The following is a 21,158-nucleotide window of genomic DNA, read 5'->3' as shown; positions in this document are numbered from 1 at the left end:
AGCGAAGCGCTATCCGGCATTCAGCATTCAGGCGTTGCAGTATTTCTTTTTGATCACCACGACCAGCGTGCCCAGTAAACCCGCTGCTAACAGGACGATCGGCAGGATCATTAAAAAAGTCATCACCTGGTCTTCGTGACGCTTCACAAACGGGATCATGCTCAGCGCGTAGCCAAAGCTGGTGACCACGCCGACCCATAGCAGCCCGCTCAGCCAGTTAAAGAACTGGAAGCGGCGATTGGAAAGCCCGGAAATGCCCGCCATGGTTGGCAGCAGGGTACGCACGAAGGCCAGAAAACGGCCAGCCAGCAGCGCCAGCAGGCCGTGGCGGTCGAACATGCAGGTCGCGCGTTGGTGATATTTCGCCGGCAACTGCGCCAGCCAGCCTTTTACCGTTTTGGTATTGCCCAGCCAGCGTCCCTGAATATAGCTCAGCCAACAGCCCAGGCTGGCGGCGGTCGTCAGTATGAACAGCGTCGGGACAAAGCTCATCACCCCTTGCGCAACCAGCGCGCCCGCCAGCAGCAGCAAACTGTCGCCAGGCAAGAATGAGGCCGGTAACAGGCCATTTTCTAAAAACAGCGTGGCGAACATCACAAAGTAGACGACGCTAACAATATGGGGATCCGCCAGCGCCGCAAAATCGTGTTGCCAGAGCGCAGCGATAATATCTTGAATGACAGACATGGACTTTCCTGTGGAACAGCGTTTACGCCCCTGAGCCGAACGGAATGGGCGCTTAATTTACCCATTATACTCCCTTACAGGCCCGGATGCCTTGATCCGAGGCGCAACAAATGCAGACAATTTCGGTCGATGTGTCTGCATTCATGTCCATTGGCGTCAATATTATACGATGCGGGAGAAACCGGCGGCTAAATCTGCAATCAGATCGTCAACATTCTCTAAACCAATATGCAAACGGATGAGCGTGCCGTCGAAATCGACGTTGCCTTGCGGGCGGATCTCCGCAATCTGTTCCGGCTGGTTCGCCAGAATCAACGACTCAAAGCCGCCCCACGAGTAGGCCATGCTGAACAGACTAAAGTGATCGAGATAGGCGGAGAGTTCTTCGTTGGTCAGCTTTTTGTTCAGCACAAACGAGAACAGCCCGCTGCTGCCCGTAAAGTCTCGTTTCCAGTATTCATGACCTTTGCTCCCGGGCAGGGCCGGGTGATTCACTCGCGCCACCTGGGGGTGCGCGGCCAGCCACTCGGCAACCCTGAGGCTACTTTCATGGTGCTGACGCAGACGCACGCCGAGCGTGCGCAGTCCGCGACTGGTGATATAAGCGGTGTCGGCGTCGACCATTTGTCCCATCAGATAGGCGTTTTCACGCAGTTGATCCCAGCAGCGGGCATTAGCGACCGCCGTGCCGATCATCGCGTCTGAATGACCAACCAGATACTTTGTCGCGGCCTGTATAGAGATGTCGATGCCGAAGTCGAGCGCGTTGAACAGGATCCCCGCCGCCCAGGTATTATCGATCATAATGATGGCCTCCGGCGCGACGCGTCTTACCGCGCTGACGATCGCCGGAACATCATGCACTTCCATCGTAATGGAGCCGGGCGACTCCAGAAACACCACTTTGGTGTTGGGCTGAATATGCTTTGCGATATCCGCGCCGACGAGAGGATCGAACCAACTGGTGGTCACGCCAAGTTTGCCGAGGATTTTGCGGCAGAAATCCTGACTCGGTTCATAGGCGGTGTTGGTCATCAGCACATGATCGCCTTGTTCCACAAACGCCAGAATGGTATTGGCGACCGCCGCAGCGCCGCAGGGAAACAGCGCGCATCCGGCGCCGCCTTCCAGTTCACACATCGCTTCCTGGAGTGAGAAATGCGTGAGCGTGCCGCGACGTCCGTAAAACAGTTCGCCGTTTGCACGGTTACGGGTGGCGTGTTTTTTGGCTTCAACGGTGTCGAAGACCAGCGATGAGGCGCGCTGAATCACGCTGTTGACGGAGCCGAGAGTGTACTTCTTACGGCGTCCCGCGCTGACCAGTCGGGTCTCCAGTTGCTTATCTGCCATGTCAGTTTTTCCTGTTTTTATACGTCTGGATGTCTAAACTACCACGAATGACAAAATGCGCATCCCGTCCTCTTATATAAAGCACAATATTTTCCCAAATTCTCCGCTCGTGATGTTTTACTGCGTAAGCGCAAGGAAAAGAAACCAAAGGTGCGGCACTATGTAAATAGTAATGAGAACGACTATCAATTCGACGTCGTTTTGATATTATTATGCTCAGATTTTGTGATTTGCGTCCTGGAGATACAGAGTGGGTAATAATTTGATGCAGACGGATCTCTCCGTCTGGGGTATGTATCAGCACGCCGATATCGTAGTGAAGTGCGTGATGATTGGTCTGATTCTGGCGTCAGTGGTCACCTGGGCTATCTTCTTCAGTAAAAGCGTGGATTTCTTCTCCCAGAAGCGTCGCCTGAAGCGTGAACAGCAACTGCTGGCGGAAGCCCGCTCTCTGGATCAGGCAAGCGATATTGCCGCTAAGTTCGGCGCGAAAAGCCTGAGTACCCAGTTGCTCAACGAAGCGCAGAACGAGCTGGAGCTGTCTGAAGGCAGCGAAGACAACGAAGGGATCAAAGAGCGTACCGGTTTTCGCCTTGAGCGTCGCGTTGCGGCGGCAGGACGTCAGATGGGACGCGGAAATGGTTACCTGGCGACCATCGGGGCGATCTCCCCGTTTGTCGGTTTGTTCGGTACCGTATGGGGTATCATGAACAGTTTCATCGGTATCGCCCAAACGCAAACCACTAACCTTGCTGTGGTCGCGCCGGGTATCGCTGAAGCGCTGCTGGCGACCGCGATTGGTCTGGTTGCTGCGATTCCAGCCGTCGTCATCTATAACATTTTCGCCCGTCAGATTGGCGGTCTGAAAGCAACGCTCGGCGATATCGCCGCGCAGGTGCTGCTGCTGCAAAGCCGCGACCTGGACCTGGATGCAAGCGCCTCCGCGCATCCGGTACGTACCGCGCAGAAATTACGTGTAGGATAACGTTTCATGGCAATGCGTCTTAACGAAAACCTGGACGATAACGGTGAAATGCATGAAATCAACGTGACGCCGTTTATCGACGTCATGCTGGTGCTGCTGATCATCTTTATGGTGGCGGCCCCGCTGGCGACGGTGGATGTGAAGGTGAATCTGCCCGCATCTTCCAGCACGCCGCAGCCGCGTCCGGAAAAACCGGTGTATCTGTCAGTGAAAGCCGACAACAGCATGTTTATCGGTAACGATCCGGTGACCGAAGAAAGTATGATTGCGGAGCTTAACGCCCTGACGGAAGGGAAGAAGGACACCACGATTTTCTTCCGCGCGGACAAAACCGTGAACTACGAAACCATGATGAAGGTCATGGATACGCTGCATCAGGCGGGGTATCTGAAGATTGGCCTGGTCGGGGAAGAGGTCGCGAAGGCGAAATAACCGGCGCTTTTCGCTGACTGAAGAAGTAGGCCGGGTAAGGCAAAGCCGCTACCCGGCTTTTTTATGGCCTGATGGCGCGTCGCGTATCAGGCCAATGGTTTACCGTACTCTACTAGCCTAAATGCTCACCGCCGCACACGCCGTGTACTTCTGCGGTCACATAGCTTGATTCCTGACTCGCCAGATAGACATAGACCGGCGCCAGTTCCGCGGGCTGACCAGCGCGCTTCATGGGCGTCTGCCGACCAAACTGCGGAATTTTATCCTGCGTCTGACCGCCCGAGATTTGCAGTGCGGTCCAGATAGGGCCGGGCGCGACAACGTTTACCCGGATCCCTTTCCCGGCGACCTGTTTCGCCAGACCCCGGCTGTAGTTGAGGATCGCCGCCTTAGTCGACGCATAGTCCAGCAGATGCGGGCTTGGCTGATACGCCTGAATTGACGAGGTGGTGATAATGCTGGCGCCTTTCGGCAGCAACGGGATGGCCTCTTGCGTGATCCAGAACAGCGCAAACACGTTCACCGCAAAGGTTTTCTGGAACTGTTCACTTGTCAGGTCCTTAATTTCAGGAATCGCCACCTGTTTACCGGCGACCAGCGCCAGCGTATCCAGACCCCCCAGCGCCTCGCGCGCCTTATGTACCAGCGAGCGGGCAAAGGATTCATCGCTCAGATCGCCGGGAATAAGCACCGCTTTGCGCCCGCTCTCTTCAATAAGGGCTTTAACCTGTTGCGCGTCCTCTTCTTCCGCTGGCAGATAGTTTATCGCCACGTCTGCGCCTTCACGCGCGTAAGCAATGGCGGCAGCCCGTCCTATGCCGGAGTCGCCCCCTGTCACCAGTGCCTTACGATCTTTAAGGCGACCGCTGCCCACGTAGCTTTTTTCGCCACAGTCAGGCACTGGGGTCATTTTCGCCTGTACGCCTGGCGCGGGCTGTTTCTGTTGGGGATATTCACCGGTGTAGTACTGTGTGGTGGGGTCTTGTAGAGTCGACATGCCATTTCTCCCTTCAGGTTAATCATACCTTAAGGGTAGACGCTATGCGGGAAAGCGGGGGGAACCAGGACGATCCTGATCGCCCGGACAGGCTACGTTTTCTTTACGACGAGTTGTTCATCCAGCGCGACGCTGGTGATATTCAGCGTGCGGTAGCGACCTTCGGCAAGCTTACGCGTCAGGCGCAGCGTCGCCGTTTCGCGATCCAGCAGTTGTTGCCAGTGGCTTTCCAGACGCCTCATGATTTTGTCATGTAATTCAGGGCGTTGCCGAATAAGGGCATTTATCACCGCGCCGTAAATTTCTTCCTTAATTTGCAGCGCGTACATTTCCCGACGGTTCTGCCACTTCAACCGAACCAGCGCCGCAGGAATGGACGTCGCTTCCTGCGCCACGTTTTCCAGCAGCGCATTCTTATGCGCGACCAGTGCCGCAAGATTCTGCTTTAAGGCAAATTGATCGCTTTTATTATCGTCCAAAGCCAGATAGACATTGTTATCTTCAACATCTTTGATCATTGTTCATCATCCAGAGAATAAAAAATCGGGGAAGATTTTTCTCGCGTAATTAAATTAAGCCAAATTTCGTTGCCATTTTCATTAATATGGTTGGTGGTGTCAGCCAATATTTTACTTAAGGTCTGGGCATCAATGTCACCTTCCGCCTGTAAGGTATTAATCACACGGGCAAAGGTTTCAATTTTTGCCACCCGACACAGGCGTTCTTTAAAATGGCGATCGTGTTCTTCGAGCAGCATATTTTTAGATTGCCCGGTAGATGCCGCGCTAATTAAAATATCGGCTTCGTAATCGCGAAGGTTTTTCTTTCCCTGAGTGAAATTATTAGCGTTTTCTGCGGATCCTTCCGTCTGGCCTGACGCAGACAGATGAAAACGCGGCGGGACAAGATGCTCGGGAAGCATGTCACATTATCCTTTATTATCAGGTGTATAATTATTCTTATTGACAGGTCGCGTTGACAATAACATGGGGTAATTTTAAAATCAAAAAAAATGGAGCCATTTTATGAACAGTATTTTTTATTCTGTTATTACTCTGCTATTGCTCACCGGGGTCATACTTTTTTTAATACGCGAGTTTAATAAGCCGCGCGGTGCCGAAGAACATTCTCCCGACGTTCCACTCCCGCCGTTAACCAAAGACGAGGGGGAAGATCATTTTTCCACGCTGATGAATGCCATTACGCCGGTATGGTACTGGCGGGTTAATCATGAATATATTGATTTCCTGCACGCCACGGTAAAGCGAATGACAATGGCGCAATTGAATGAAACCCCCGGGCTATTTGATGCCCAGCGTCGCTGTAGCGATCTCAATTCCGCCGTGTATAAATACTACGACACGATAAAGAAACGCTGCCTGAATGGTGAAAAAGTGCCGCATTCCGATCTGGATGTCCTCAATCTGCGACAGTGCTTCCGGGAATTTAGCCTTGAAGCCTATCCGTCGCTGGTGGCGCTGGTGTGGCCCGAGTATCAGCGCCCGTGGATCACCCCCGGGGAAGTTTAAGGGATGTTGATCTGATGTTGCCATGTTGAGATATACTGTTCCCCGGTTTTGCTACATGACAGGAATATATGGAACGCTTTCTCGAAAACGTAATGTACGCGTCTCGCTGGTTGCTCGCCCCCGTCTACTTTGGTCTGTCGCTTGCGCTGGTGGCGCTGGCGCTGAAGTTCTTTCAGGAGATCTTTCACGTCCTGCCTAACGTCTTTTCGATGGCGGAAGCGGACCTGATTCTGGTGCTGCTGTCGCTGGTGGATATGACCCTCGTCGGCGGGTTGCTGGTGATGGTGATGTTTTCCGGTTACGAAAATTTCGTCTCACAGCTGGATATCTCAGAAGGTCGGGAAAAGCTCAACTGGCTGGGGAAAATGGATGCGACCTCGCTGAAAAACAAAGTGGCCGCGTCGATTGTGGCGATCTCTTCTATCCATCTTCTGCGCGTGTTTATGGACGCGAAAAACGTGCCGGACAATAAGCTGATGTGGTATGTGATTATCCACCTCACCTTTGTGCTGTCGGCGTTTGTAATGGGTTATCTCGACAGACTCACCCGGCATAAACACGAGTAAGCGATCTTCACTCCTCGCGCCGGATGGCGGTAGCGCCATCCGGCAGGGTGTCTCGCCCGACGGCGATGACGGTTTATTTGTCGGAGGACGCCTGCCACAGATTCAGTTGGCCGTCCGCGACATGCTTATCAATCTGCGCCAGTTCCTCGGCGGTAAACGCCAGATTCTTCAGCGCCTGTACGTTTTCTTCCAGCTGTTCAGGGCGGCTCGCGCCAATGAGTACCGAAGTGACGCGCTCATCTTTTAGCAGCCAGCTTAACGCCATTTGCGCCATCGACTGACCGCGCTGTTGCGCCATGGCGTTGAGCAGGCGCAGGCTGCTGAGATTCGCTTCCGTCAGCATGTTTTCCGTCAGGCCGCGCACTTTTTTCCCTTCGCGCTGCATCCGTGAGCCTTCCGGGATACCGTTTAAATATTTACCGGTTAACAGTCCCTGCGCCAGCGGGGTAAACGCGATACAGCCAACGCCATTTTCCGCCAGCGTATCCAGCAGGCCGCTTTTATCCACCCAGCGATTCAGCAGGTTATAGGAAGGCTGATGAATCAACAGCGGGATCTTCCACTCGCGAAGCAGCGTCGCCATTTTCTGCGTGCGTTCCGGTGAGTAAGAAGAGATACCCACATACAGCGCTTTACCGCTTTGTACGGCGTGGGCGAGCGCTGAGGCGGTTTCTTCCATGGGCGTGTTTTCATCCACGCGATGCGAGTAAAAGATATCAACGTAATCCAGCCCCATGCGCTTCAGGCTTTGATCGAGGCTGGCGAGCAGGTACTTACGTGAGCCGCCGGAGCCATAGGGACCAGGCCACATGTCGTAACCGGCTTTGGTGGAAATGATCAGTTCGTCGCGAAAAGGGGCGAAATCGGTGCGCAACAGGCGACCGAAATTTTCTTCCGCACTGCCCGGCGGCGGACCATAGTTATTGGCTAAGTCGAAGTGGGTAATACCCAGATCGAAAGCTTTACGCAGCAGTGCGCGCTGAGAATCCAGCGCCTGCACGTGGCCGAAACTGTGCCACAGGCCGAGCGACAGGGCGGGCAGCCGGAGTCCGCTTTTACCACAGTAGCGGTAAAGCATAGTGTCGTAGCGGTCAGGGGAGGCGTTCCAGGACATGATGTCTCCTTTCTTGTGATGAATTTTCGAAACAGCGTTTTCATTCTATGCTTATCAAATCACAAATCCTGGAGATATGCGATGGCCCGTCTGACCGCGAAAGATTTTCCGCAAGAACTGCTCGACTACTACGACTATTACGCGCACGGGAAGATCTCAAAACGAGAGTTTCTCAACCTCGCGGCAAAATATGCCGCCGGCGGGGTGACGGCGCTGGCGCTGTTCAACATGCTCAGACCCAATTACGCGCTGGCTGAGCAGGTGAAATTCACCGATCCCGCTATCCTGCCGGAGTACATCCACTACCCGTCGCCAAACGGGCACGGCGATGTGCGCGGCTATCTGGTAAAACCGGCAAAAACGACGGGTAAGGTTCCGGCTGTGGTGGTCGTACATGAAAACCGCGGGCTGAATCCTTATATTGAAGATGTAGCGCGGCGGGTGGCGAAAGCGGGCTATATAGCGCTGGCGCCGGATGGTTTAAGCTCGGTTGGGGGGTATCCCGGAAACGATGAAGAAGGAAAAGCCTTACAGCAAAAGGTCGATCCGACGAAGCTGATGAACGACTTTTTTGCCGCCATTGAGTTTATGCAGAAACACCCAGACGCTACGGGCAAGGTCGGGATCACCGGTTTTTGCTATGGCGGCGGGGTATCAAATGCCGCCGCTGTGGCGTATCCGGAGCTGGCGTGCGCGGTGCCGTTTTATGGTCGCCAGGTCGCAGCGGCGGACGTGCCGAAGATCAACGCGCCGATTTTGCTACATTATGCCGAGCGGGATAAAAATATTAATGAAGGCTGGCCCGCCTATGAGGCCGCACTGAAAGCGAATAATAAGGTTTATCAAGCCTGGATTTATCCCGGCGTAAATCACGGATTTCATAACGACTCAACCCCACGCTATGACGAACCCGCGGCCGAACTGGCCTGGAAGCGCACGCTGGCGTGGTTTGAGACGTATTTGCGCTAAAGCCCGGCGACGCGACGCCTGCCGGGCTTTTGGTGGGGTTAGCCGGGTAAGGCGAAGCCGCCACCCGGCAATTCAGGCATCAGAAGCTATAGCTCATCCCTGCCTGGACGCTGGCGTCGTTATCCACATCACCGGTTCCCACATACACGCCGGTATTTAACGTGACGTTGTGGGCGATGGTGGCGTTGATGCCTGCGCCAAAAATGCCCATCGTGTTGTTGTGGCCTGTGGTGTTGTGATAGTCCGCCGCCTTGATGTCGGTATCGTCGCTGAACTCTTTCTGGAAGCGCGCGTCAATCCACGGCATCAGCTGTACGCCTTTGTTCAGATCGCGAAGCGTGGTGGTCAGACGGACGCCAGCGCCGCCGTTCCAGGAAGACACCTGACTGTCAGAGAAGGTGATCTCCTGATCGGAGAAGCCGTCGGCTTTGGTCTGATCCCAGCCCAGAGTGGCATACGGCTGCAGCAGGGTTTCGCCCGGCAGCAGGACGTTTACGCCGGTACGCGCTTGCGCCATATACAGGCTTCCGTCGGTCGAGCCGTTCAGCGCTTCTGTCATCCCGCTGGTATTGCCGGTGACGTTGTTGGCAGACAGCGAATAACGCATATCGCCATAGCTGACGCTACCGTCCGCAAACAGTCCCCAGGTATCGCCATTCAGCGCCTGCTGCCATCCGCCGTACAGGCTGTAGTAATTCCCGTACACGCTGTCCTTGAAGCTGTCGGCGCTGTCGCTGGTGTCCTGCACGCGGCTGCGGGTCCAGGCCAGGGCGATACCGCCAGTGACGCTGTCGCCATTAGTTAAATGCGCCGTCCAGTCCACACCACCCTGCGCGCCCTGGGTAACGCTCTTGTAGTCGACATCGTTGCTGAAATTACCGTTCTGGTACAGGAAATCGCCCCATACCTGCGCTCCCTCCTGTTGTTCGCCCAACAGGCTGGCCAGATGTACCTGGTTCATGTGATTGCTGATGTCGTCAGCGACCTGATGACCCGCCTGTTCAGCCGCATCCAGACCGGCAATTAACCCCTGCACGTCGCTGGCCAGCGAACCTTGCGCGCTGTTAAACAGAATATTCCAGCTCTGGCTGTCACTGGCTTTCAGCATGGCCTGTGGCGCGCTGTCGGCGGCGACAATGTCCAGACTGTTGTCGTAGTTGTACGCGCCGCTGCGATTTTCCACTGTCTGCTGGCCGTTAGTGAACGTGGCGCCCGCATAGTCCTGCGGCGCAGCAGTGCCGGTGGTCGTAAATGTCCCAAGAAGAACGCCGGAACGATTGATCGCAGACGGCGTGATGCTGTTGACCACCACGGCGTTATTACTGCCAGTGATCGTGCCGAAGTTAACGAAACTGTCGGTGCTCATGCTGACCGAGGCATTGCTCCCGGTGGTGCTGGCGATCAGGCTTGATCCGTTTTGCAGATCCCAGGTGGTTGCGTCGTTGATTTTGTCGATGCTGATGCTGTTATCGCTGGTGGTGTTTACCGTTTCGAACTGGCTTATCTGACCGGTGATCGAACTGCCCGCGTCCATGGACAGCGTATCGCTGCCGTCGCCGCCGTCCACGTTGCCGTTAACGTGAGACTGATTGGTCAGCACCAGCGTGTCGTCGCCTTTACCGGTGGTAACATCGCCGTTGACGTTGGCGTTGTTTTGCAGCGTGATGGTGGTATTGCCTTTATTGGCGCTGGTGTTGACGTCACCGTTGATGGTGCTGTTGTCCAGCAGAAGGGAATTGGTGGAATCACCGGCCAGAGTGACGTTCCCGTTAATCACGCTTTGATTGGTGAGTGAAAGGCTGGCGTACCCTTTTTCATTCACGACGCCAATATCGCCGGTCACGGTGCTGTTATTCATCGTCAGGCTGGTGTGGGTAGTGCCCAGCATGGCGACGGTAACGTCGCCAAACGCGTCAAGGTTGAGATCTTTAAAGATTGTCTTACTCAAAAATTGTGACGCTTTTTCAACATCCTGCGCCACTTCACTGTCGGTACCGTCGACGGAGGCATTGGTGAGCGAGAGTGTCGTATCCGATTTTTCGCTACCGGCATAAATACCGCCTTTATCCAATGAACTGTCGCTCATGGATATTGTCTGAACCCCATTACCGCCGCTGATAATACTGCCGTGCAGATCGCTGCCGTTAATAATATTGGCGGTATGATAGCCATTATCCTGCGGATCGAGATAGATAGACGCACCCATCATGTAGTCTTTTTTATTCGGATAAAGCACATCGTCGTTTTCGCCATTCAGGGTTGAATGATCAACGGTGACGGTAGTGTTCGTGGTCTTTTTAATATTGCCGACTTCAATCATATCCACTTTCGCGCCGTTGGTGACGGTGATATTTGCCGTCCCGCCATTGCTTCCCTGAATATAGCTGCCGGTCATATCGGTGCCGTTGACAGTTAATGATTGGGTTTCTCCGGTGTTGAAATGCCCGTTCATGAAGATCGACCCGGAGGTTGGGTCCGCCATTACGGCGTTAGCGACACCGTTATCTTGTTGGTAAACGTTAATACCGTCCTTGGACTTTGCAGCCCGTAGACCGCAGGTTTGCGACGTATCGTCACCAACGCACTGCGTGCTGGAGGCAGCAGAAACACAGGAACTGAAGGAAGCTAAAGCCACTAATACACATTGCGAGAGCAACGTGCGGTTCATTAATTTGCGCATTTTTTATTCCATTAATATCAAGATAAATCCGCTTTCTTTTTAATGGAAATGCGTTCATTTAAGAATCTTCTGAAAGGAGAGTGATGTAATAAAATCTTAAAATGGTTTTAAGAAAAAATAATGTTTTAATCGCGGTCTGATAAATTAATTATCATGAATACATTTTTCTCGTGAATGTTTTAGCTGAAATAATAAGCTGTTTATGCCAATTTTATCCAGCAACATCGATATAGTTCAAAAGAATGCCTCAAACCCAATAATTCTTTAGGGGTATTTCGGTAATTTACTGCGCGGCTGTTTTACATTTTTACAACTATTGAAAGATAAAAACACGTTAACGCAATGTGGATTTCTCGCCCGGCGATTATCGTTTTCATTAACTTTCTTGTGGAGTAAAAATTTTTATAAAATTACGCGCGAAAAATTATACCTTCGCCGCTTCCTGCCGATAACGAGGTTAGACGCGCCTCTGGGCGACTTCTCCCTCACGGCAAGGAAAACATATGTACATGCTTCGCAATTTCACTATCCGGGTTGTCATGCTGACGATCCTCGGCATTTTCTGTTTAATGTGGGTCGGTGTGGGGCTTTACAGCACCTGGTCTCTTTCTCGCGTCGCGGAGGGCAACGAGGTGGATCGCCATCTTGTTCGCCAGATGACGGTGCTCAGCCAGGGCAACGATCAGTATTTTCGCTTCGTGACCCGTCTCAGCCGCGCCATGGACGTTAAAATCGGCGGAGGGACGCCCGATTTTACGCCCGTACAACAGGCGCTGGATAACATGAGTAAAAAGTTACAGGAGATGAAAACCCTTTCTCCAGGCCCGATGGATCCCCAGGTTGCCGCCGATGTGCTGGCTAAATGGCAGCATCTGCTCGATAAAGGCGTCACGCCGCAAATGCAACTTGCGCAGCAGGGCACGCTGACCGCGTGGAGTGCGCAGGCGAATAACGTGACGCCAGCATTGAGCCGCGCCTTCGGCGCAAGCGCAGAGCGGTTCAATATCGCCGCTGCGGTCATGCTCGATCAAACCCGGGTTATGGTCGATGGCAAAACGGCGGTGATCCGCACGCTGATCGTCAGCGCGGTAATACTGGGAATTGCGATCCTGTTTTTTACCGACCGCTACCTTGTGGCGATGCTGGTGAAACCGTTGGGGCGGATCCGTCAGCAGTTTCGCCAGATAGCCCAGGGCGATCTCAGCCAGCCGATTGACGATATTGGGCGTAACTGTGTGGGCCAGTTGGTGCCCCTACTGCGAGCGATGCAGGACAGTTTACGCGAGGCGGTCAGCGCGATTCGCGCAGGCAGCGATAATATCTGGCGGGGAGCGACCGAAATTTCCAGCGGCAACAACGATCTCTCATCGCGTACCGAGGAGCAGGCCGCCGCGCTGGAAGAGACCGCCGCCAGTATGGAACAGCTAACCGCGACGGTAAAACTGAACGCGGATAACGCGCGTCAGGCCAGCCAGCTTGCGGACTCGGCCTCCCGTACCGCCAGCCAGGGTGGTTCGCTGGTGTCAGACGTGGTGGACACCATGAACGGCATTTCCGCCAGCTCGAAGCAGATTGCCGAAATTACCACCGTGATTAACAGTATTGCCTTTCAGACCAATATTCTCGCCCTCAATGCGGCGGTCGAAGCCGCGCGTGCCGGTGAACAGGGGCGTGGATTCGCGGTGGTTGCCGGTGAAGTGCGTAACCTGGCAAGTCGCAGCGCGAATGCCGCGAAAGAGATCGAAACGCTGATCGCCGAATCCGTTCGCCGTGTCGATCAGGGGGCGCAACTGGTGAAAGACACCGGTTCGACCATGGAGGCGATTCTGCGCGGGGTGTCAGAAGTGGAGGCCATAATGAAGCAAATCGCTTCGGCTTCAGAAGAGCAGAGTAAAGGCATTTCGCAGGTTGGCGTCGCCATTACGCAGATGGATGGCGTCACGCAGCAAAATGCCGCGTTGGTGGAACAGGTTTCTGCCGCCGCCGCCGCGCTGGAGCGTCAAACCGAAGAACTTCAGCGTTCGGTGCAAAAATTCCGTCTTTCGCAAAGCGATAACGCTGACTTTCGAACCGAACATTGATCCGAAAGGGGTATTGGGCCGGTTTTATTAATTACACTACCGGCTACTCCCTTCGTTTTAGTATTCCTGCGCAGTATCATAGACTACATAACCATAATAAAAATGTGGTAAATGGCGCACCGATCGCAATAACGTTTGCGCGATTGATGCAAAATAAAAGCCAGGTCTTCGCAACGGAATAACTATAAAATGACTGGAGATAATACTCTCATTAATTCTCACGGCGTTAACCGTCGTGATTTCATGAAGCTTTGTGCAGCACTCGCCGCCACCATGGGGCTCAGCAGCAAAGCCGCCGCAGAAATGGCCGAATCGGTATCCCGTCCGCAGCGCCCGCCAGTTATCTGGATTGGCGCTCAGGAGTGTACGGGGTGTACCGAATCCCTCCTTCGTGCGACCCACCCCACGGTAGAAAACCTTGTTCTGGAGACCATCTCTCTGGAGTATCACGAGGTGCTTTCCGCCGCGTTCGGCCATCAGGTTGAAGAGAATAAACACAACGCGCTTGAGAAGTATAAAGGGCAGTATGTGTTGGTCGTCGATGGTTCCATTCCCTTAAAAGATAACGGTATTTACTGCATGGTTGCCGGTGAGCCGATTGTGGACCATATCCGCAAAGCGGCGGAAGGCGCGGCGGCGATTATCGCTATCGGCTCCTGTTCCGCCTGGGGCGGCGTCGCCGCTGCGGGCGTGAACCCAACCGGCGCGGTGGGTCTGCAGGAAGTACTGCCAGGCAAAACCGTGATCAACATTCCAGGCTGTCCGCCGAACCCGCATAACTTCCTGGCGACGGTCGCGCACATCATCACTTACGGTAAGCCGCCGAAGCTGGATGCGAAAAATCGTCCCACCTTCGCCTATGGCCGCCTGATCCACGAGCACTGTGAGCGCCGTCCGCACTTCGATGCCGGTCGCTTTGCCAAAGAGTTCGGCGATGAAGGTCACCGTGAAGGATGGTGCCTCTATCATCTTGGCTGTAAAGGACCGGAAACCTGGGGCAACTGCTCCACGCTGCAGTTCTGCGACGTAGGCGGCGTGTGGCCGGTGGCGATCGGGCATCCTTGCTACGGCTGTAACGAAGAGGGCGTGGGATTCCATAAGGGCATTCACCAGCTTGCTCACGTGGAAAACCAGACACCGCGTTCCGAAAAACCAGACGTAAATATGAAAGAAGGCGGCAACGTCTCTGCCGGCGCCATTGGCTTACTCGGCGGCGTCGTCGGACTTGTGGCAGGCGTCAGCGTGATGGCGGTGCGTGAACTGGGTCGTCAGCAAAAGAAAGATAACGCTGACTCACGGGGAGAATAACCGTGAACAGACGTAACTTTATTAAAGCAGCCTCCAGCGGGGCATTGCTGTTAGGCGCCGCGCCGTCTGTCAGCCATGCGGCTGCGCAAAACCGCCCGCCGATCCCCGGTTCACTCGGTATGTTGTATGACTCGACGCTGTGTGTCGGCTGTCAGGCCTGCGTGACTAAATGTCAGGACATCAACTTTCCGGCGCGTAACCCCGAAGGGGAACAGACCTGGTCAAACAACGACAAACTGTCGCCCTACACCAATAACATTATTCAGGTGTGGCGTAGCGGCGACGGCGTGAACAAAGACCAGGTCGATAACGGCTATGCGTACATTAAGAAACAGTGTATGCACTGCGTCGACCCTAACTGCGTCTCTGTCTGCCCGGTTTCCGCGCTGAAAAAAGATCCGAAAACCGGCATCGTCCATTACAACAAAGACGTCTGTACCGGTTGCCGCTATTGCATGGTCGCGTGTCCGTACAACGTGCCGAAGTACGACTACAACAACCCGTTTGGCGCGCTACACAAGTGTGAACTGTGTAACCAGAAAGGTGTTGAGCGACTCGATAAGGGCGGTCTTCCAGGCTGTGTGGAAGTGTGTCCGGCGGGCGCGGTGATCTTCGGCACTCGCGAAGAGCTGATGGCCGAGGCGAAAAAGCGTCTTTCGCTTGAACCGGGCAGTCAGTATCACTATCCGCGTCAGACCCTGAAAACCGGCGACACCTACGTGCATACCGTGCCGAAGTATTACCCGCATCTGTATGGCGAAAAAGAGGGCGGCGGTACGCAGGTGCTGGTGCTGACCGGGGTACCTTACGAAAATCTGGATCTACCGAAGCTGGATGACCTCTCTACCGGCGCGCGATCCGAACACGTTCAACACACGCTGTATAAAGGCATGATATTACCCCTGGCTGCGCTGGCGGGCTTATCCGTGCTGGTTCGTCGTAACACTAAAAACGACCATCACGACGGAGGAGACGATCATGAGTCATGATCCTAAACCGCTGGGCGGCAAAATTATCAGTAAACCGGTCATTATTTTCGGGCCGCTAATCATCCTTTGTATGCTTCTTATCGTGAAGCGTCTGGTGTTTGGATTGGGGTCCGTCTCCGATCTGAACGGCGGCTTCCCGTGGGGCGTCTGGATCGCCTTCGACCTGCTGATCGGCACTGGCTTTGCCTGTGGCGGCTGGGCGCTGGCATGGGCGGTGTATGTTTTCAACCGGGGACAATACCACCCGCTGGTGCGTCCGGCGCTGCTGGCCAGTCTGTTTGGATATTCGCTGGGCGGTCTGTCTATCACGATTGACGTGGGGCGTTACTGGAACCTGCCGTACTTCTACATTCCGGGTCACTTCAATGTGAACTCGGTACTGTTTGAGACGGCGGTCTGTATGACCATCTACATCGGCGTGATGGCGCTGGAGTTTGCCCCGGCGGTGTTCGAACGCCTGGGCTGGAAAGTGTCGCTGAAGCGTCTGAACAAGGTGATGTTCTTTATCATCGCCCTCGGCGCGCTGCTGCCGACCATGCACCAGTCCTCAATGGGATCGCTGATGATTTCGGCCGGCTACAAGGTGCATCCGTTGTGGCAAAGCTACGAAATGCTGCCGCTGTTTTCGGTGCTAACCGCCTTTATCATGGGCTTCTCAATCGTTATCTTTGAAGGTTCGCTGGTTCAGGCGGGTCTGAAAGGCAACGGTCCGGATGAAAAGAGCTTGTTTATCAAACTGACGAACACCATCAGCGTACTGCTGGCGATATTCGTCGTGCTGCGCTTTGGCGAGCTGATCTATCGCGACAAGTTATCGTACGCGTTCGCAGGCGACCTCTATTCCCTGATGTTCTGGATTGAAGTCGTGCTGATGGTCTTCCCGCTGGTGGTGCTGCGCGTGGCGAAACTGCGCAACGATTCGCGGATGTTGTACCTGTCTGCGCTGAGCGCGCTGCTGGGCTGCGCGACCTGGCGACTCTCCTATTCGCTGGTGGCCTTCAATCCAGGCGGCGGCTACCACTACTTCCCAACCTGGGAAGAACTGTTGATTTCTATTGGTTTTGTGGCTATTGAGATTTGCGCTTACATCGTTCTCATTCGTCTACTGCCGATACTTCCTCCTTTAAAACAAAACGATCATAATCGTCATGAGGCGAGCAAAGCATGAGCCAGAGAATTACTATTGATCCGGTAACCCGTATCGAGGGGCATTTACGCATCGATTGCGAAATCGAAAATGGCGTTGTATCGAAAGCATGGGCGTCCGGCACCATGTGGCGCGGCATGGAAGAGATCGTGAAGAACCGCGATCCGCGCGACGCGTGGATGATTGTGCAGCGCATTTGCGGCGTCTGTACGACCACACATGCCATCTCTTCGGTGCGTGCGGCGGAAAGCGCGCTGAACATCGACGTGCCGGTGAACGCGCAGTATATCCGCAACATTATTCTGGCGGCGCATACCACGCATGACCACATCGTTCACTTTTACCAGCTGTCCGCGCTGGACTGGGTGGACATCACCTCCGCGCTGAATGCCGACCCGGCAAAAGCCGAAGCGCTGCTGAAAGGCGTTTCCAGCTGGCACCTGAACAGCGCGGAAGAGTTCACGAAAGTGCAGAACAAGATCAAAGATCTGGTTGCCAGCGGTCAGTTGGGCATTTTCGCCAACGGCTACTGGGGACATCCGGCGATGAAACTGCCGCCGGAAGTGAACCTGATCGCGGTCGCGCACTACCTGCAGGCGCTGGAATGCCAGCGTGACGCCAACCGTGTGGTGGCGCTGTTGGGCGGTAAAACGCCGCACATTCAGAACCTGGCGGTGGGCGGGGTAGCCAACCCGATCAACCTCGACGGTCTGGGCGTGCTGAACCTTGAACGCCTGATGTACATTAAGTCATTCATCGACAAGCTGAGCGACTTCGTTGAACAAGTGTATAAGGTCGATACCGCGGTGATCGCCGCGTTTTATCCGGAATGGCTGGAACGGGGTAAAGGCGCGGTGAACTACCTGAGCGCGCCGGAATTCCCGACCGACGGCAAAAACGGCAGCTTCCTGTTCCCTGGCGGCTACATTGAAAACGCCGATCTGTCGACCTACCGTCCAATCAGCTCTCACTCCGATGAATACCTGATCAAGGGTATCCAGGAGAGCGCGAAGCACGCCTGGTATAAAGACGAAGCGCCGCAGGCGCCGTGGGAAGGCACCACCATCCCGGAATACAACGGCTGGGCGGATGACGGTAAATATTCGTGGGTGAAATCGCCGACCTTCTACGGCAAAACCGTCGAAGTGGGACCGCTGGCGAATATGCTGGTTAAACTGGCGGCGGGACGCGAGTCCACGCAGGCGAAGCTGAATGAAATTGTCGCTATCTACCAGAAGCTGACCGGTAAAACGCTGGAAGTGGCGCAACTGCACTCCACGCTGGGGCGCATTATTGGCCGTACCGTTCACTGCTGCGAACTGCAGGGTATTTTGCAGAACCAGTACGGCGCGCTGATCGCCAACATTGGTAAAGGCGATCACACTACGTTTGTGAAGCCGGATATTCCGTCCACTGGCGAGTTCAAAGGCGTCGGCTTCCTTGAAGCGCCGCGCGGGATGCTTTCTCACTGGATGGTGATCAAAGACGGCATTATCAGCAACTACCAGGCGGTCGTACCGTCAACGTGGAACTCAGGCCCGCGTAACTTTAACGACGATGTCGGCCCGTATGAACAGTCGCTGGTGGGTACGCCGATTGCCGATCCGGAAAAACCGCTGGAAGTGGTACGTACTATTCACTCTTTCGACCCCTGTATGGCGTGCGCGGTGCATGTTGTCGACGCTGACGGGAACGAAGTGGTCTCTGTGAAGGTTCTGTAATGCGGATTTTAGTCTTAGGGGTCGGCAATATTTTGCTGACCGATGAAGCCATCGGTGTGCGGATCGTTGAAGCGTTAGCGCAGCGATACGTACTGCCGGATTACGTAGAGGTCCTCGATGGCGGCACGGCGGGAATGGAATTGCTGGGTGACATGGCGAACCGCGATCATCTGATTATCGCGGACGCCATTGTGTCCAGAAAAAACACGCCGGGTACGATCATGGTCCTGCGGGACGATGAAGTGCCTGCGCTGTTTACCAATAAAATTTCCCCGCACCAGCTTGGCCTGGCCGACGTTCTGTCGGCCCTGCGTTTTACCGGCGAGTTCCCGAAGAAGCTGACCCTGGTGGGCGTCATTCCAGAGTCGCTGGAGCCGCACATTGGCTTAACGCCGACGGTGGAAGCGATGATTGAACCTGCGCTTGCGCAGGTTCTTGCCGCGCTGCGCGAGTCTGGTGTGGACGCTATCCCCCGGGAGGCTGCCCATGTCTGAGGAGATTTCAGGGTTCCAGACCGCCCCGAAGGCGCAGGTTCAGGCCGCGTTTGACGCCATCGCGCAGCGTTCAATGCACGATCTCTCTTTTTTGCATCCTGATATGCCGGTGTATGTCTCTGACTTTACGCTGTATGAAGGACAGTGGACGGGATGTGTCATCACGCCGTGGATGCTGAGCGCGCTGATTTTCCCCGGGCCGGATCAACTCTGGCCGGTACGCAAGGTGAGCGAAAAACTCGGGCTGCGTCTGCCGTATGGCGATATGACGTTTACCGTTGGCGAGCTTGACGGCGTATCGCAATATCTCTCCTGCTCGTTGATGTCGCCGCTGAATCACGCGATGTCGGCGGAAGAGGGCGTCCGTCTGGCAGACGACTGCGCGCGGATGCTGCTGTCGCTGCCGGTCAGTAATCCTGATGCGCCGCAAACCAGCCGCCGTGCATTGCTGTTTGGCCGCCGGAGTAGTGAAAATGCATGAGCTGTCTCTTTGCCAGAGCGCGGTTGAGATCATTCAACAGCAGGCAGAACAGCACGGCGTTAAGCGAGTCACTGGCGTGTGGCTGGAGATTGGCGCGCTTTCCTGCGTCGAGGAGAGCGCCGTCCGTTTTAGCTTTGACATTGTCTGCCAGGGGACAGTGGCGCAGGGCTGCGTGCTGCACATCGACTACACGCCAGCGCAGGCATGGTGTTGGGATTGCAGTCAGGTGGTTGAGATCGCCCGGCACGATGCGCAATGTCCGCGCTGCCATGGCGATCGTCTGCGCGTGGATACCGGCGATTCGCTAAAAGTGAAGAGTATTGAAGTTGAATAAACCTCTGGGTGGTTAATTATGTGTATTGGCGTTCCGGGTCAGGTTCTGGCGGTGGGTGAAGATATTCATCAACTGGCGCAGGTGGAAGTGTGTGGTATCAAGCGCGATGTCAATATCGCCCTGATCTGCGAAGGCAACCCTGCGGAACTGGTTGGGCAGTGGGTGCTGGTTCACGTTGGCTTTGCGATGAGCATAATTGATGAGCATGAGGCCAACGCTACATTAGACGCGCTGCGCCGTATGGATTACGACGTGACCAGCGCGTAATACCGCTTTCATTTCGCGACCTTCCTGGCCGGATAAGGCGCACTGCGCGCCGTCATCCGGCCAGGAACTTACCCCTGTCGCTTATCTTCCGTCTTGTTTTCAACGTCGCTGGCGTCGTGCCGCTCATGCAGCTGTTCGTTCAGCGGACCGTTGGTCTTGTTCACTATTCTTCCCCGTTTCACCGCCGGACGTGCGGCAATCTCTTTCGCCCAGCGCTGCACGTTCTTGTAGCTGCCTGCGTCGAGAAATTCCGCGGCGTCGTACACGTTGCCGAGCACCACATTGCCGAACCATGGCCAGATTGCCATATCGGCAATCGTATAGTCGTCGCCCGCGACATAGGGGTGATTCGCTAACTGTTTATCCAGCACGTCCAGCAGACGTTTCGCTTCCATGGTGAAACGGTTAATGGCGTATTCGATCTTCACCGGCGCATAGTGATAAAAATGGCCGAAGCCGCCGCCAAGAAACGGTGCTGCGCCCTGTAGCCAGAACAGCCAGTTCAGGGTTTCCGTGCGTTTTGCCAGATCCTGCGGCAGGAAATAGCCAAATTTTTCCGCCAGATACAGCAGGATCGATCCCGACTCAAACACGCGCACCGGCGGATTTTGCGAATGATCGCGCAGGGCCGGGATCTTCGAGTTAGGGTTGACCTCAACAAAGCCGCTGGAGAACTGATCGCCTTCGCCGATGCGGATCAACCAGGCGTCATACTCTGCGCCGGTGACGCCCAGTGCGAGCAGTTCTTCCAGCATGATCGTCACTTTCTGACCGTTCGGCGTGCCCAGCGAGTAGAGCTGCAACGGGTGTTTACCGACGGGCAACGTCTTGTCATGGGTTGGGCCGGAGATCGGACGGTTGATGTTGGCGAATGCGCCGCCGCCGGATTTATCCCACGTCCAGACGTTTGCGGGCTGATAAGTGTTATCTGACATGTTGACCTGCCTTCTGATGGGTTGTGTTGAAGCAGTGTAGCAGGTCGCCATTGAGGCATTTAACAGATTGGCACATTTACGCCCTGCTATTT

General features: G+C 54.8%; 22 protein-coding genes. 14 read left to right on the top strand and 8 right to left on the bottom strand.

Annotated features, from left to right (window positions below; genetic code table 11):
• Positions 1-27: 27 nt before the first annotated feature.
• Complete coding sequence (gene yghB / locus CSE01S_RS13165; protein ID WP_042289216.1) at positions 28-687, bottom strand: DedA family general envelope maintenance protein YghB; 660 nt, start codon at positions 685-687, stop codon at positions 28-30.
• 162 nt (positions 688-849) lie between these two features.
• Positions 850-2,037 carry a cystathionine beta-lyase gene (metC, locus tag CSE01S_RS13160; protein ID WP_042289214.1) on the bottom strand — a complete coding sequence of 396 codons (1,188 nt, stop codon included), beginning with the start codon at positions 2,035-2,037 and terminating at the stop codon, positions 850-852.
• A gap of 250 nt (positions 2,038-2,287) precedes the next feature.
• Between metC and exbB the strand changes: the two genes are divergently transcribed.
• Positions 2,288-3,022, top strand: coding sequence for a tol-pal system-associated acyl-CoA thioesterase (gene exbB / locus CSE01S_RS13150; RefSeq protein ID WP_042289210.1), 735 nt, complete (start codon positions 2,288-2,290; stop codon positions 3,020-3,022).
• Positions 3,023-3,028: 6 nt separating this feature from the next.
• The gene (gene exbD / locus CSE01S_RS13145) at positions 3,029-3,454 is read left to right on the top strand and encodes a TonB system transport protein ExbD (RefSeq protein WP_042289208.1); all 426 of its coding nucleotides are present in this window, start codon (positions 3,029-3,031) and stop codon (positions 3,452-3,454) included.
• 112 nt (positions 3,455-3,566) lie between these two features.
• Here exbD and CSE01S_RS13140 read toward each other — a convergent pair whose 3' ends face one another.
• The 3 genes from CSE01S_RS13140 to CSE01S_RS13130 all read right to left on the bottom strand — a co-directional run bounded on the left by CSE01S_RS13140 (position 3,567) and on the right by CSE01S_RS13130 (position 5,373).
• Positions 3,567-4,451 (bottom strand): SDR family oxidoreductase, encoded by an 885-nt coding sequence (locus tag CSE01S_RS13140; protein ID WP_042289206.1) that lies wholly within the window; start codon positions 4,449-4,451, stop codon positions 3,567-3,569.
• A 92-nt stretch (positions 4,452-4,543) separates the two neighbouring features.
• Entirely contained in the window at positions 4,544-4,966 is a 423-nt protein-coding gene (locus CSE01S_RS13135) for a hypothetical protein (protein WP_042289740.1), read from the bottom strand.
• Positions 4,966-5,373, bottom strand: coding sequence for a hypothetical protein (locus tag CSE01S_RS13130; protein ID WP_042289205.1), 408 nt, complete (start codon positions 5,371-5,373; stop codon positions 4,966-4,968). The genes CSE01S_RS13135 and CSE01S_RS13130 overlap by 1 nt, the downstream gene beginning before the upstream one ends.
• Positions 5,374-5,476: 103 nt before the next feature.
• Between CSE01S_RS13130 and CSE01S_RS13125 the strand changes: the two genes are divergently transcribed.
• The gene (locus CSE01S_RS13125) at positions 5,477-5,980 is read left to right on the top strand and encodes an ESA_00282 family adhesion-associated protein (protein WP_042289202.1); all 504 of its coding nucleotides are present in this window, start codon (positions 5,477-5,479) and stop codon (positions 5,978-5,980) included.
• A gap of 68 nt (positions 5,981-6,048) precedes the next feature.
• Positions 6,049-6,546: a TIGR00645 family protein gene (locus tag CSE01S_RS13120; protein ID WP_042289198.1), complete on the top strand. Its 498-nt coding sequence runs from the start codon at positions 6,049-6,051 to the stop codon at positions 6,544-6,546.
• Positions 6,547-6,619: 73 nt separating this feature from the next.
• On the opposite strand, the gene CSE01S_RS13115 is transcribed toward CSE01S_RS13120, so the two are convergent.
• On the bottom strand, positions 6,620-7,660 hold the full coding sequence (locus CSE01S_RS13115) for an aldo/keto reductase (RefSeq protein WP_042289196.1): 1,041 nt from the start codon (positions 7,658-7,660) through the stop codon (positions 6,620-6,622).
• Between the two features lie 81 nt (positions 7,661-7,741).
• Between CSE01S_RS13115 and yghX the strand changes: the two genes are divergently transcribed.
• The gene (yghX, locus tag CSE01S_RS13110; RefSeq protein WP_042289192.1) at positions 7,742-8,629 is read left to right on the top strand and encodes a YghX family hydrolase; all 888 of its coding nucleotides are present in this window, start codon (positions 7,742-7,744) and stop codon (positions 8,627-8,629) included.
• A gap of 79 nt (positions 8,630-8,708) precedes the next feature.
• Here yghX and CSE01S_RS13105 read toward each other — a convergent pair whose 3' ends face one another.
• Complete coding sequence (locus tag CSE01S_RS13105; protein ID WP_042289190.1) at positions 8,709-11,309, bottom strand: autotransporter outer membrane beta-barrel domain-containing protein; 2,601 nt, start codon at positions 11,307-11,309, stop codon at positions 8,709-8,711.
• Positions 11,310-11,812: 503 nt separating this feature from the next.
• On the opposite strand from CSE01S_RS13105, the gene CSE01S_RS13100 reads away from it, so the two are divergent.
• From CSE01S_RS13100 to hybG, 9 genes are all read left to right on the top strand, one after another.
• Positions 11,813-13,390 (top strand): methyl-accepting chemotaxis protein, encoded by a 1,578-nt coding sequence (locus CSE01S_RS13100; protein ID WP_042289189.1) that lies wholly within the window; start codon positions 11,813-11,815, stop codon positions 13,388-13,390.
• Positions 13,391-13,579: 189 nt separating this feature from the next.
• Positions 13,580-14,698 carry a hydrogenase 2 small subunit gene (gene hybO / locus CSE01S_RS13095; protein ID WP_042289187.1) on the top strand — a complete coding sequence of 373 codons (1,119 nt, stop codon included), beginning with the start codon at positions 13,580-13,582 and terminating at the stop codon, positions 14,696-14,698.
• Between the two features lie 2 nt (positions 14,699-14,700).
• Positions 14,701-15,687: a hydrogenase 2 operon protein HybA gene (hybA, locus tag CSE01S_RS13090; RefSeq protein WP_042289184.1), complete on the top strand. Its 987-nt coding sequence runs from the start codon at positions 14,701-14,703 to the stop codon at positions 15,685-15,687.
• Complete coding sequence (hybB, locus tag CSE01S_RS13085) at positions 15,677-16,855, top strand: Ni/Fe-hydrogenase cytochrome b subunit (protein ID WP_042289182.1); 1,179 nt, start codon at positions 15,677-15,679, stop codon at positions 16,853-16,855. Before hybA ends, hybB begins: the two co-directional genes overlap by 11 nt.
• Positions 16,852-18,555 carry a hydrogenase 2 large subunit gene (hybC, locus tag CSE01S_RS13080; protein ID WP_042289179.1) on the top strand — a complete coding sequence of 568 codons (1,704 nt, stop codon included), beginning with the start codon at positions 16,852-16,854 and terminating at the stop codon, positions 18,553-18,555. The genes hybB and hybC overlap by 4 nt, the downstream gene beginning before the upstream one ends.
• The gene (locus CSE01S_RS13075; RefSeq protein WP_042289176.1) at positions 18,555-19,049 is read left to right on the top strand and encodes a HyaD/HybD family hydrogenase maturation endopeptidase; all 495 of its coding nucleotides are present in this window, start codon (positions 18,555-18,557) and stop codon (positions 19,047-19,049) included. Before hybC ends, CSE01S_RS13075 begins: the two co-directional genes overlap by 1 nt.
• Complete coding sequence (hybE, locus tag CSE01S_RS13070) at positions 19,042-19,530, top strand: hydrogenase-2 assembly chaperone (RefSeq protein ID WP_042289175.1); 489 nt, start codon at positions 19,042-19,044, stop codon at positions 19,528-19,530. The genes CSE01S_RS13075 and hybE overlap by 8 nt, the downstream gene beginning before the upstream one ends.
• Entirely contained in the window at positions 19,523-19,864 is a 342-nt protein-coding gene (gene hypA, locus CSE01S_RS13065; protein ID WP_042289173.1) for a hydrogenase maturation nickel metallochaperone HypA, read from the top strand. The genes hybE and hypA overlap by 8 nt, the downstream gene beginning before the upstream one ends.
• A gap of 18 nt (positions 19,865-19,882) precedes the next feature.
• Positions 19,883-20,131 (top strand): hydrogenase maturation factor HybG, encoded by a 249-nt coding sequence (gene hybG, locus CSE01S_RS13060; protein WP_042289171.1) that lies wholly within the window; start codon positions 19,883-19,885, stop codon positions 20,129-20,131.
• Positions 20,132-20,199: 68 nt separating this feature from the next.
• Here the strand turns inward: hybG and yghU are convergent, their stop codons facing one another.
• Positions 20,200-21,066: a glutathione-dependent disulfide-bond oxidoreductase gene (gene yghU, locus CSE01S_RS13055; protein WP_042289168.1), complete on the bottom strand. Its 867-nt coding sequence runs from the start codon at positions 21,064-21,066 to the stop codon at positions 20,200-20,202.
• Between the last annotated feature and the right edge of the window lie 92 nt (positions 21,067-21,158).

The organism is Citrobacter sedlakii NBRC 105722 (assembly GCF_000759835.1).
Taxonomy (GTDB): Bacteria; Pseudomonadota; Gammaproteobacteria; order Enterobacterales; family Enterobacteriaceae; genus Citrobacter_A; species Citrobacter_A sedlakii.
The sequence above is the reverse complement of the archived record's forward strand: the minus strand, read 5'-3'. Positions and strand labels throughout refer to the sequence as shown.